Genomic DNA, 12,685 nt, shown 5'->3' on the forward strand with positions numbered 1-12,685 from the left:
CAACGAGGCCGCGCTCCACCGTCGAAAACCTACCTGGAGTTTCCCGATGTTCCGTCAAGCCTTGCTCGTCACCGCGTGCGCCGGCGCGGCGCTTGCGCTGTTCGCCTGCGGCGGCAGCGACGATCCTTCGTCGACGCCCGCCGTGTCGTCGCAGGATGCGCTGCAGACCGCCACGCCGATCAAGCACGTCGTCGTGATCTACGGCGAGAACGTGTCGTTCGACCACTACTTCGGCACCTACCCGAACGCGTCGAACCCGTCCGGCGAACCGGCGTTCACCGCGAAGGCCGGCACGCCGACGATCAACGGGCTGACGGGCACGCTGCTCACCGCGAACCCGAACTTCACGAACACGGCCAACGGCACCGACGCCGCGAACCCGTTCCGCCTCGACCGCACGCAAGCCGCGACCGCCGACCAGAACCACGCGTACACGGCCGAGCAGCAGGCCGAGGACAACGGCCTCGCCGACCTGTTCCCGAAATACACGGGCAAGGGCTCGTCCGGCGGCACCGGCGCGTTCGGCACGAAGGGCCAGGTGATGGGCTACTTCGACGGCAACACCGTGACCGCGCTGTGGAATTACGCGCAGCGCTTCGCGATGAGCGACAACGCGTATACGACGGTCTACGGCCCGTCGACGCCGGGCGCGCTGAACGTCGTGTCGGGCCAGACCAACGGGATGCAGATCGTCAAGACGTCGAAGCAGCCGTCGACGCTCGCCGCCACGTCGTACTACATCAACGACGGCCAGGGCGGCTTCACGATGATCAACGACGTCGACCCGGGCTACGACGTGTGCTCGAGCACGACCGACCAGGCGATGATGAGCGGCAAGAACATCGGCGACCTGCTGAACGCCGCGAAGATCACGTGGGGCGGCTTCATGGGCGGCTTCAACCTGTCGACGACCAACAGCAACGGCACGACCGGCTGTAGCCGCAGCACCGTCGCCACCGCCGTGAACGCCGCGACGGCCGACTACATCCCGCACCACAACTGGTTCCAGTACTACGCGTCGACCGCCAACCCGCAGCACACGCGGCCAAGCGCGGTCGCGGCGATCGGTTCCAGCTTCCAAGCCGACGGCAAGACGGCCGAACCGGCGAACCACCAGTACGACAGCGACGACTTCTTCGCGGCCGTGAAGGCCGGCAACTTCCCGTCGGTCAGCTTCCTGAAGGCGCCGGCCGCGCAGGACGCGCACGCGGGCTATTCGGATCCGCTCGACGAGCAGGCGTTCGTGACGAAGGTCGTCAACTTCCTGCAGCAGCAGCCGGACTGGCAGAACACGGCCGTGATCGTCACCTACGACGACTCGGACGGCTGGTACGACCACGCATACACGGCGCCGACGCATTCGTCGTCCGACGCGATCGACCAGTTGAACGGCAACGGCGCGTGCGGCTCGGGCGGCACCACCGGCGTGAACGGCGGCACGGTGAACGGCCGATGCGGTCCGGGTGTGCGCATCCCGCTCGTCGTGATCTCGCCGTATGCGAAGCAGAACTACGTCGACCACACGATGCTCGACCAGGCGTCCGTCGTGCGCTTCATCGAGGACAACTGGCTCGGCGGCCAGCGCATCGGCGGCGGTTCGTTCGATGCGACGGCAGGCGACCTTCGCGGCCTGTTCGACTTCTCGTCGAAGCCGAATACGGCGCCGCTGTATCTCGATCCGACGCAAGGCACCGTGCTTAGCGCGGCGCCGTCGATCTGACCGGCATCGCGTAACCGGCAGCAGCAGGCCGGCGCATCGTGCGCCGGCCGTTTCCGTTTGACGCGCCGCTTTCACGCGGCGCCCGACTTTCGACCGACAGCATGACCGCTCGTCCCGCGTTCCCGTCTCCCGACGCATCCGGCGCCGCCGCGCCGCGTTCCCCTGCCCGCGCGGTGCGCCGCGCGGCGTTCGTGCTCGGCGCGGCCGTACTGGGCTACGGCGCATTCGCGATCGCGTTTCCGGCCCGCACGCCGGCGGCGATCGGCGACGTCGTCGCCGACTGGACGGGCGCGAATCCGCATCCGGTCGTGCTGCAGCGCCCGGCCGCGCAGCCGCTGTCGGCCGTCGCCCAGCTCGGGCGTGCGCTGTTCGCCGATCCGTCGCTGTCGGCATCCGGCAAGCAGTCGTGCGCGTCGTGCCACAGCCCCGACCATGCGTACGGGCCGCCGAACGGGCTCGACGTGCAGCCGGGCGGCCTCGCGATGACGCAGCAGGGCTACCGCCCGCCGCCGTCGCTGATGTATCTGTATCGTCAGCCGAACTTCAGCATCGGCCCCGATGCGGGCGAAAACGACGCCGCGCCGAGCGTCGCGCAGCAGGCTGCATCGGCGGCCGGGGTCGTCAAGGCACAAAAGGTGGCCGGCGCGTCGGCCGCGCCGCAGCTCGTGCCGCAGGGCGGGATGTTCTGGGACGGCCGCGCCGATACGCTGCAGCAGCAGGCGTTCGGGCCGCTGCTGAACCCGGTCGAGATGGCGAATGCAAGCATCGACGATGTCGCGCGCAAGCTCGCGCAGTCGTCGCATCGCGCGCAGTTCGAGCAGCTGTTCGGCGCGCGCGTGTTCTCCAGCCCGCGGCTTCTGGTGTCGGAGGCGATGTTCGCGATCGCGCGCTATCAGGTCGAGGATCCGTCGTTTCATCCGTACGACAGCAAGTACGACCGCTGGCTCGAAGGCCGTGCGCGCTTGACGCAGGCCGAATTGCGCGGGCTGCGGCTCTTCAACGATCCGGACAAGGCGAATTGCGCGGGCTGCCACCTGTCGAAGCCCGGCAAGGACGGCTTGCCGCCGATGTTTACCGACTACCAGTACGAAGCGCTCGGCGCGCCGCGCAACATGGCGCTCGCGCAGAACCGCAACCCGGCGTTCCACGATCTCGGTGTGTGCGGGCCGTTCCGCGAGGATCTCAAGGACCAGACGCAGTACTGCGCGATGTTCCTGACGCCGACGCTGCGCAACGCGGCGACGCGCCACGTGTTCTTCCACAACGGCGTGTTCCACACGCTCGACCAGGTGATGGCGTTCTACAACGAGCGCAGCATCTCGCCGCAGAAGTTCTATTCGCGCGGCGCGGACGGCAAGGTCGACGAATACGACGACATTCCGCCGAAGTACCGCGCGAACGTCGACGTGACCGATGCGCCGTTCGACCGCAAACCCGGTGACAAGCCCGCGATGACTGCGCAGGACATCAAGGATATCGAAGCGTTTCTCGGCACGCTGACCGACGCGCCGGCACGCTGAGCATCGGCGGTCCGCCGCGCGTCGTCAGCGGCGCGCGCGGATGCAGAGGAACGCCGGAGCCAGCGACAGCTCCGCATGGAGCCGCTCCGACACGGCCTTCATCTCGGGCAGCGGCTTCGGTTCGACGAACCGGTCGAGCCGCCAGCCGGCGTCGGCGAGCGCGTTCAGGATGTCGGCAAGCGGCCGGCGCCGGGCGCCTGCGCGGAAGCCGGGAAACGGGAAATGGCAAGGACGGCGCGCGCTGGCTACCGCGCCGCCGTCGCCGGCGTGCCGATGGTTGCGGCGGCATCCATCCGCCGCTCCGCCAGTTGCTGCGCGAATCGATACGCAACGAGCGAGCCGGCCACGGCCAGCAGCATCGGCACCAGGCTGTCGTGATTCACACGCGTGAACTCGAGCAGCAGCACGACGGCCGTGATCGGCATCTGCATCGACGCGGCAAGGAACGCGGTCGCGCCGATCAGCGCGCATCCGCCGATCGACGCGCCCGGCCACGCGAGACTCCACACCCCGCCGAGCACGACGCCCAGCAGCGCGCCGTTCGCGAGCCCCGGCGTCAGGAGCCCGCCCTCCGCACCCGCGCGCAGGCTGCCCGCCTCGATCAGCACCTTCAGCACGAGCAGCGTCGCCGCGACGCCGATCGTCAGCGTGCCGTCGAAGCCCAGCGAAGCCGGCCCCTTGCCATTGCCGAGCAGCTGCGGAAACCGCATCGCCAGCACGCCGATGATCGCGAAGTTGACCAGCGCGAGCACGGGGAGCAGGCGACCCTTCGGCGCATCCGCCCGCGCGCGAGTCGTGAGCCGCACGAAGCCGTAGGCGGCAAAACCGAACAGCGGCCCGCAGACGATCGACCACGCGACCAGCGGCGCGCTCAGCGCGAACGCAGGCACCGTGTACTGATGTTCGTTGCCGAGCCCGATCCATGCGACGGCCGCCGCGATCGCCGACGTGACGACGGCCACCACCAGCGCGCGCAGTTCGAACGTGCCGAGCAGCACTTCGAGCACGAACACGGCACCGCCGAGCGGCACGTTGTAGACGCCTGCGAGGCCGGCGCCCGCGCCGCACGCGACCATCAGCCGGCAATCGGCGGGCGTGAGCCCCGCGCGATACGCGAGCCGCCCGGCCAGCAGCGAGCCGATCTCGCGCGGCGCGACTTCGCGGCCGAGCGGCGAACCGAGCGCGACGGTGACGATCTGGAGCAGCGCATGCACCGTCGTGCTGACGAACGGCATCCGCGGATCGGCGGCGCGAACGGCCCGGCGGATGCTGACGAGCGGTTGGCCGAACCGGTAAAGCGCCCACCAGCCGCCGCCCGCGACGAGCCCGCAGACGACGAGCACCGCGAGCCGGCGCAGCGGCTCGGCGCCGGTCACGCCCGTGAGGAAGCTCTCGGTCCCGACGACGTGCGCCAGGCTGTAGCCGTAGGCCACATGCTGGATCGCGTGCAGCAGCAGTGCGAGCAGCATCCCGCCGACGCCCGCGCCGACGCCGGTCAGGACCGTGACGGCAGCCATCCGCGCGAACGGGCTGGCCGACGGCGAAGAAGAAGCGGGAGCGGACGGGAGATCGAGGCGCATGAGGTCGGCGAACGAAAATCGACAAAACGGCGCGCACCATGCACGCCGCCGTCAGGACCGCATCGTAGGCTTCGGCCTCTCATGAGACAAACGTATTTTTCTGATCAACTCATGCATTTTTCGAATGCACGAGCGGCGGCGACTCATGACGACGCGCGCCGCCGCCGCCCCGATCGCACTACTCCGGATACGTGATGCGCTCCGGCTCCCGCCGCATGATCACCTTTCCGTGGCGCACCGACAGCGTGGCCTTCGCCTGCCGGCGCACGGCTTCGTAGTCGCTGTCCGCGTCGAGCACGACCAGATTCGCCGGCCGTCCGACCGCGATACCGTAGCCGTCGCCGAGATGCATCGTCGTCGCGCCGTGATCGGTCACGAAGTCGAGGCAGCGCTGCAGGTCCTGGTAGCCCATCATGTGGCAGATGTGCAGCCCGGCGTCGAGCACGCGCAGGATGTTGCCGTTGCCGAGCGGATACCACGGATCCTTGATCGAATCCTGTCCGAAGCAGACGTTCAGGCCCGCGCGGTCGAGTTCCGCGACGCGCGTGACGCCCCGCCGCTTCGGAAACGTGTCGAAGCGCCCCTGCAAATGGATGCTCTCGGTCGGGCACGACACGAAGTTCAGGCCCGCTCGCTTCAGCAGCCGGAACAGCTTCGAGCAATACGCGTTGTCGTACGAACCCATCGCGGTCGTGTGGCTCGCCGTCACGCGCGCGCCCATCCCGCGCACGCGCGCTTCTTCCGCGAGCACTTCCAGAAAGCGCGACTGCGGATCGTCGGTCTCGTCGCAGTGCACGTCGACGAGGCAGCCGGTGCGCTCGGCCAGTTCCATCAGGAAGCGGATCGAGCTGACGCCCTGCTCGCGCGTGTTCTCGAAATGCGGAATGCCGCCGACGACGTCCGCGCCAAGCTCGATCGCCTGCTCCATCAGCGCGCGGCCGCCGTCGAACGACTCGATGCCTTCCTGCGGAAACGCGACGATCTGCAGGTCGATCAGCCCGCGCGCCTCGTCCTTCACTTCGAGCATCGCCTTCAGCGCGGCCAGCGTCGGATCGGTGACGTCGACATGGGTGCGCACGTGCTGGATGCCGTGATCGCGCAGCATGCCGATCGCCGCATGCGCGCGCGTCTTCGTGTCCGCGTGCGTGATCGTCGCCTTGCGCTCGGACCAGCGCTCGATTCCCTCGAACAGCGTGCCGCTCATGTTCCAGGCCGGCTCGCCGGCCGTGAGCACCGCGTCGAGATGGATGTGCGGTTCGACGAGCGGAGCAATCGCGAGCCGGCCGCCCGCATCGACATCGCCGGCGCCGACGGCGGCCACCAGCGCGGCTTGCGCGTCGATCCGCGCGATCCTGTCGCCGTCGATGCCGATCGTGAACAGCCCGTCGCGACCGCGCAGGCGTGCATTGAAGAGGTTCATGTGGGTCCAGGCGTCATGCGGCGCCAGCGCGCCGCGTGGTGGGGAAAACCGGCTCCGGCGATGCGTGCCGCGCTTAGTTGAAATCCTCGATCGTCAGGCCGGTGGCCGCGCTCATCTCGTCGTTCGTCACGTCGCGCACGTGCTTGCCGAACGTCCACACATGCCGGCCGGGATCGCGCGCGCGATACATGCGATCACCGTAGAACTGGTCGGCCGGCGCCTGCAGGATCTCCGCGCCGGCGGCACGCGCGCGCTCGCAGTGCGCGTCGATGTCCGCGTCGTCGGGAAGGTGCACGTGGACGTGCTGCGTGTTGCGATCGCCGATGTCTTCCGGCGACGCGATGAAGTCGGCCCATGCGCCGCCGATCATGACGAGGCCGTCGCCGAACTTCATTTCGGCATGCGCGATGTCGCCTTCCGGCGTGGTGACGACGATCGAGCGCTCGAAGCCGAATGCCCGTTCGAGCCATGCCAGCGCGGCTTTCGGGTTGCGGTAGCACAGCGCGGAACTGAACGACGGACGGCGAGGCGTGGTCATCGGATGTCTCCGGATCTCGGCATGGGTCCGCCCATTCTCCACGCGCGCGGCGCGGCAATCAACTCCCGCGCCGGTGACGCCCGTGTTGTCAATGCGCGACACGACGAACGCCGCTGGCCCGCATCTCGCGTCGCGGCGTCGACGAAAACTCACGCCATCCGGCCTCCGCATCGATTTGTGAACGCCATGTGACGCACTCTTGCGCATCTCGCAACGGTGCGCTCGCGCGCCGGCGGCCGCAATCGCGCGACCCCGCCCCTACACTGGCGCCGAACTTTGGTCACTCGTCCCACACGCAGGAGCAGTTACATGAACAAAACCCTGATTGCCGCCGCAGCCGCCACCGCGCTGTTCGCCCCGCTCGCGCATGCACAGAGCTCGGTCACGCTGTATGGCCTGATCGATGCCGGCATCGCGTACACGAACAACGCGGGCGGCGCATCTCTGTGGCGCATGACCAGCGGCACCGTCAACGGCAGCCGCTTCGGCCTGCGCGGCACGGAAGATCTCGGCGGCGGCGTGAAGGCGCTGTTCGTCCTCGAGAACGGCTTCAACATCAACAACGGCGCGCTCGGCCAGGACGGCAAGCTGTTCGGCCGCCACGCGTACGTCGGCCTGACCAGCAGCGGCTACGGCACGCTGACGCTCGGCCGCCAGTACGACACGATGGTCGACTTCGTCGCGCCGCTGTCCGCGACGTCCGGCGACTTCGGCGATGCCGGCTTCGCGCACCCGTTCGACAACGACAACCTGAACCACTCGGTGCGCATCAACAACGCGGTGAAGTACACGAGCGACACGATCGCGGGCTTCAAGGTCGGCGCGCTGTACGGCTTCTCGAACTCGACGAACTTCGCCGGCAACCGTGCGTACAGCGTTGCGGCGAGCTACACGAACGGCCCGCTGAAGCTGGCCGGCGCCTACCTGCAGATGAACGGCACGAAGGGCTCGACGAGCGCGAGCCCGGGTGCGACCGACGTGGCCGAAGCGAAGAGCGTGAGCCAGGGCGGCTGGTCGGTGGGCGCGGACCGCATGCGCAGCTACGGCGGCGGCGTCAGCTACGTGTTCGGTCCGGCGACGGTCGGCTTCGTCTACACGCGTTCGCAGTACGACAACTCGGGCTCGTTCGGTTCCACCGGCCAGGTCGCGTTCAACAACTACGACGTGAACGTGCGCTACGCGGTGACGCCGGCCGTCAGCCTCGGCGCCGCATACGTGTACACGGACGCCAGCGTGTCGAACCCGGACAGCAAGCACGGCACCGATCCGAAGTGGCACCAGGTCGACCTGCAGGCGGTGTACAAGCTGTCGCGCCGCACCGATCTGTACGCGGAAGCGATGTATCAGCACGCGTCGGGCCGCGGCTACCAGGCGTTCATCAACACGTCGGGCGGCGCATCGAGCACCGCGAACCAGATCGTCGGCACGATCGGCATGCGCACGCGCTTCTGAGTTCGGCGCCGCAGGACCGCACGTCGCCCGCCTGCCGCGAACCTGTCTTGACGGACGGGTTCGTGCAACGCGGGCGACGTGCGTCAATGTTGTTCCATCTGGAAATCTGCTTGCCTGGAATCGGGGTTTTTGCGCCCGCGTGCGCTGCATAGACTGGCATCGATGGTTCGGATCGCATATCGATCGCCGAACCGGCCTCACACCCCGCCTACAGGAGAACATCGTGAAATCGCTCGTCGTTACCGCCGCCGCTGCCGTCCTGCTTGCCGCACCGGCCCTGTCGTTCGCTCAGTCCGCCAAGTCGCCCGTCACGCGCGCGCAGGTGCTGCAGGAGCTCTACGACCTCGAATCGGTGGGCTACAACCCATCGCTCGGCGACGCCGGCAACTATCCGGACGACATCATGGCCGCGCAGGAACGCCTGGCGGCAAAACGGCTCGCCGAGCACAAGGCCGCGCATGCCGCATATGGCCCGGCCGGTGCGGGCGCAACCGAATCGGGCGTGGCCGTCAAGCCCGCGCTCTGAATGCATGACGCCACGCCGCGCCCGCATGACACGTGTCCTGCGGGCGCGGCGGAGTTCGCGCGAACCGGTCCGTGACGACGGATGCGGCCGGACCGCGTGCCGTCGGGCACGCGGCCATCTTTTTACGTAGTCGCTTATTCGGCGTATTCGCCCTCAGGCCGCCTGCGGTTCCCGCTCGATTGCGTTCAGCATCTCGACGTCATGCGCGATCATTCCCGGCACCTGCGCACGCAGCATCTCGACCCAGGTGCGCACCTTCGCGTCGACGAAGCGGCGCGACGGATACAACGCATACACGTTCATCTTCTGCAGGATGTGACCCGGCAGCACACGCACGAGCGTGCCCTCCTGCAACGCGTCGATCGCCGCGTACAGCGGCAGCATGCCGATCCCGATGCCGTCGCGAATCGCGAGCGCGAGCGACTCGGCCGTGTTGGTCTGCACCGGCCCCGCGACATGGATCTGCTCGACGCCCTCGGCGCCTTCGAGCACCCATTCGTGGGTCGGAAACGCCGGCGTGCAGAGCGTCAGGCACGCATGCGCGCCGAGATCCTGCGGCCGCGCCGGCGTGCCATGACGCTTCACATACTCCGGCGACGCGCACAGGATGCTGAAGGTCGAGCCGAGCAGGTGCGATACGAGCTCCGAATCGGGCAGCGACGACGCGGTCACGACCGCCATGTCGCTCGTGCCGTCGAACAGGTCGGGCATGCGCTGCGACAGCGACAGCTCGATCGATACGTCCGGATATTGCGTGTGATAGCGCGTGAGCGCGGGCATCACGTAGTGATGGCCGACGCTCGCGAAGCTGTGCATGCGCAGCACGCCGGCCGGCCGCTCGTGCGCGCAGCTCGCCTCTTCCTCGGCGCGATCGACGTCGGCGAGGATCTGGCGGCAGCGCCGCAGATAGCTTTCGCCGGCCGACGTCAGCGCGAGGCGGCGCGTCGAGCGATTCATCAGACGGGTGCGCAGGCGCGCCTCGAGTTCCGACACCGCGCGCGACATCGCGCCCGTCGTCGAATTCAGCGATTGCGCGGCCGCGGTGAAACTGCCCGTCTCGACGACGCGCGTAAACACCCGCATGTTTTGTAGGGTATCCATTCCTGTGAGCCACCTGTAGCGGAGCCGCTATTTTCCTCCAGCGGATGCGACAGATTGTTACGCGCCCTGCAACTATCGTTTCCCTGCAGCTGCGTTAATGCCCGCGCGCCGCACTCCTACAATCGGCGCCTCATCAGTCGAACGGACCCGTCCGGACGCGCCGCGACACCGCACGCGCCCCCCCTCTTTCTTCATGAAGCCACAACCTGCGATCGAGCGACCTTCCATCGAACCGGCACGATGGAGAACCTGGCTCGATCCGCTCGGCGGCGCCGCGCGCGACTGGGCCGCGAGCGACGGCCTGATCTGGCTGCATCTCGCCAAAACGGTGCTCGCCGCGCTGCTCGCGATGGGGATCGCGATGCGGCTCGAGATGTCGCAGCCGCGCACGGCGATGACGACCGTGTTCGTGCTGATGCAGCCGCTGTCGGGGATGGTGTTCGCGAAGAGCTTCTACCGCGTGCTCGGCACCGCGGCCGGCCTCGTCGGCGCGCTCGCGCTCGGCGGGCTGTTCGCGCAGCAGCCGGAGCTGTACATGGCCGGCATCACGTTGTGGATCGGCGGCTGCATCGCGCTCGCGGTCCGCAACCGCCATTTCCGCTGGTACGGGTTCGTGCTCGCCGGCTACACGGCCGCGCTGATCGGCCTGCCCGCGGTGATGACGCCGCAGACGCTGTTCCAGTCCGCGCTCACGCGCGCCGCGGAAGTCGCGCTCGGCATCGCGTGCTCCGGCGCGGTCAGCGCGTTGATTCTTCCCCTCAGCTCCGCGAAGGCGCTGATGCGCTCGCTGACCGCCCGTCATGTGAAGTTCGCGGCATTCGCGGCCGGCGCGCTGTCGGGCGATCTCGCACGCGGCGATTTCGAGCGGCGCTTCGCCGATTTCGTCGACGAGATCGTTGGCTTCGAGGCCAACCGCGCGTTCGCGTCGTTCGAGGATCCGCACATACGCGCGCGCAGCCGCCGGCTCGCGCGCCTGAACAGCGAGTTCATGAATGCATGCACGCGCCTGCATGCGCTGCACCAGCTCGTCAAACGCTTGCGCGCGAACCGGTCCGACGCGGTGCTCGATGCGCTCGCGCCGCACATCGATGCGCTCGCGCAGCGGGTGACCGCGTTGCGCGACGAGCGGCAGCGCGGGATCGCGTCGACCACCGGCGCGCTGCTCGAACTGCGCCGCTTTCACGGCGCGCTGCCGAAGGCCGCGCGCGCGTCGCGCCGCGAGATCGAGGATCACGCGGCCGGCGGCCTGCTCGACTTCGACACCGCGATCGAGTTGATGTATCGCTTCATCGGCGAGTATCTCGGCTATGCCGACACCAACGCGTCGCTCGACCGCGACGATCATGCGTTCGAACGCTCGGTCACGCACTACGCGGTAAAAACCAATTCGTTCTTCGTCGGCTTCACGTTCCTGCGCACGCTCGTCGCCGTCGGCGCGATGAGCGCGTTCTGGATCGCGTCCGAATGGCCGAGCGGCTCGCTCGCCGTCATCGCCACCGCGATCGCGTGCGCGCTGAGCTCGACGTCGCCGCGTGCGCCGAAGTTCGTCGCGCAGATGGGCGTCGGCGCGGCGTTCGCGACGGCCGTCGGCTATGTGTTCCTGTGCTACGTCTATCCGAACATCGACGGCTTTCCGCTGCTGTGCGCGGCGCTCGCGCCGGTGCTCGGCCTCGGCGCGTTTCTCGCGATGCGTCCGGGCCTGTCCGGCTACGGGATCGGCTTCGCGGTGTTCTTCTGCCTGCTCGCCGGCCCCGACAACGCGATCGCGTATACGCCCGAGGTGCTGATCAACAACGGTTTCGCCATCGTCGTCGCGATGCTCGCGTGCTCGATCGTGTTCGCCGTGGTGTTTCCGACCCACATGCCGTGGCTCACGTCGCGCATCGCGCACGACCTGCGCCGCCAGGTCACGCTCGCATGCGACGGCACGCGCGACGGCCTCGCCGCACGCTTCCAGTCGAGCACGCACGACCTGATGGCGCAGTTGCGCACGCTGCTCGTCAAGCGCACGCGGCAGCATCGCGACGCGCTGCGCTGGATGCTGTCGACGCTCGAGGTCGGCCATGCGGTGATCGACCTGCGCGACGAGCTGCACGGGTTCTGCGAATCGAAACCGCCGCAGACGCTGCACTGGACCGCATCGATCGATGCGGTGCTGCGCGAGCTGCCGCGCTTCTTCGACGATCCGACGACGGGCCACCATGCGCGCACGCTGAAATCGGTGAATCTGGCGATCCGCGCCGCCCAGCACACGCTGCACGCGTGGTACGCGGTGCCCGACGAGCGCCGCCGCATGCAGCGCATCGTCGGCTGCCTGCACTTCATCCGCAGCGCGCTGCTGGACAAGGACGCACCGTTCAATCGCCATCGTCACTGACCGTCGACGTCGGTCGGCGCAGATCGATGCGCGCGCAACGTCATCCTTGTTCCGATTGGAAATAAGCTCTGCACCCGCGGTGATTAATCTCTAAGCAGTGCGAGCCTATAGTTTCCTCACTGCCAGCGAGACTGGCACTGACCCAGGAGAAACCCAAATGAAGCCGCTGCACCTCGCCCTCGTTGCCCTGTCGCTCACCGCCGCCGTCGCGCATGCCCAGCCCGCGCCGGTCGACGCCGCGCAGCAACCGGCGAACCGCGCCGAAGCCGTCCAGGCCGCGGGCCGCGTCGATCGTGCGCAATCGAAGCAGGAAGACCCGAACGCATGCGTCGGCCCCGTCAGCTTCTGCAACGTCTACTTCGGCAGCTGAGCATGACGCCGCGTCGCCACGGCCAGGCCCGCCGCGCACGCATCGCATGCGCGCGCGCACGACGCGCCGGCCGATCGCCGC

Annotated in this window: 10 protein-coding genes and 1 pseudogene; 6 read left to right on the forward strand and 5 right to left on the reverse strand. The window is 68.3% G+C overall.

The annotated features are described in order from the left end of the window. The first annotated feature begins 46 nt into the window (after nucleotides 1–46). Together ACV22V_RS20605 and ACV22V_RS20610 are read left to right on the forward strand one after the other, a co-directional pair. Nucleotides 47–1,720 (forward strand): phospholipase C, encoded by a 1,674-nt coding sequence (locus ACV22V_RS20605; RefSeq protein WP_448015352.1) that lies wholly within the window; start codon nucleotides 47–49, stop codon nucleotides 1,718–1,720. 101 nt (nucleotides 1,721–1,821) lie between these two features. Beyond that, on the forward strand, nucleotides 1,822–3,240 hold the full coding sequence (locus ACV22V_RS20610) for a cytochrome-c peroxidase (protein ID WP_223959031.1): 1,419 nt from the start codon (nucleotides 1,822–1,824) through the stop codon (nucleotides 3,238–3,240). A gap of 24 nt (nucleotides 3,241–3,264) precedes the next feature. On the opposite strand, the pseudogene ACV22V_RS20615 reads toward ACV22V_RS20610, so the two are convergent. From ACV22V_RS20615 to ACV22V_RS20630, 4 genes and pseudogenes are all read right to left on the reverse strand, one after another. After that, nucleotides 3,265–3,435: pseudogene (locus tag ACV22V_RS20615) on the reverse strand (SAM-dependent methyltransferase); the annotation flags it as partial. A 50-nt stretch (nucleotides 3,436–3,485) separates the two neighbouring features. After that, on the reverse strand, nucleotides 3,486–4,820 hold the full coding sequence (locus ACV22V_RS20620; protein ID WP_448015353.1) for a chloride channel protein: 1,335 nt from the start codon (nucleotides 4,818–4,820) through the stop codon (nucleotides 3,486–3,488). Between the two features lie 178 nt (nucleotides 4,821–4,998). Beyond that, entirely contained in the window at nucleotides 4,999–6,240 is a 1,242-nt protein-coding gene (gene codA, locus ACV22V_RS20625; RefSeq protein WP_448015355.1) for a cytosine deaminase, read from the reverse strand. Nucleotides 6,241–6,313: 73 nt separating this feature from the next. After that, on the reverse strand, nucleotides 6,314–6,778 hold the full coding sequence (locus ACV22V_RS20630) for a VOC family protein (RefSeq protein WP_223959037.1): 465 nt from the start codon (nucleotides 6,776–6,778) through the stop codon (nucleotides 6,314–6,316). Nucleotides 6,779–7,087: 309 nt separating this feature from the next. On the opposite strand from ACV22V_RS20630, the gene ACV22V_RS20635 reads away from it, so the two are divergent. After that, on the forward strand, nucleotides 7,088–8,230 hold the full coding sequence (locus ACV22V_RS20635; protein WP_059690030.1) for a porin: 1,143 nt from the start codon (nucleotides 7,088–7,090) through the stop codon (nucleotides 8,228–8,230). A 223-nt stretch (nucleotides 8,231–8,453) separates the two neighbouring features. Further along, complete coding sequence (locus ACV22V_RS20640) at nucleotides 8,454–8,756, forward strand: DUF4148 domain-containing protein (RefSeq protein WP_059525344.1); 303 nt, start codon at nucleotides 8,454–8,456, stop codon at nucleotides 8,754–8,756. A 153-nt stretch (nucleotides 8,757–8,909) separates the two neighbouring features. Here the strand turns inward: ACV22V_RS20640 and ACV22V_RS20645 are convergent, their stop codons facing one another. Next, the gene (locus ACV22V_RS20645; protein ID WP_059525343.1) at nucleotides 8,910–9,857 is read right to left on the reverse strand and encodes a LysR family transcriptional regulator; all 948 of its coding nucleotides are present in this window, start codon (nucleotides 9,855–9,857) and stop codon (nucleotides 8,910–8,912) included. A gap of 193 nt (nucleotides 9,858–10,050) precedes the next feature. Between ACV22V_RS20645 and ACV22V_RS20650 the strand changes: the two genes are divergently transcribed. Continuing rightward, nucleotides 10,051–12,234, forward strand: a complete 2,184-nt coding sequence (locus ACV22V_RS20650) for an FUSC family protein (protein ID WP_059690028.1) — start codon at nucleotides 10,051–10,053, stop codon at nucleotides 12,232–12,234. Nucleotides 12,235–12,391: 157 nt separating this feature from the next. After that, nucleotides 12,392–12,604 carry a hypothetical protein gene (locus tag ACV22V_RS20655; protein ID WP_059525339.1) on the forward strand — a complete coding sequence of 71 codons (213 nt, stop codon included), beginning with the start codon at nucleotides 12,392–12,394 and terminating at the stop codon, nucleotides 12,602–12,604. The last annotated feature ends 81 nt before the right edge of the window (nucleotides 12,605–12,685 follow it).

The sequence above is a fragment of the Burkholderia sp. AW33-5 genome, from assembly GCF_053427615.1.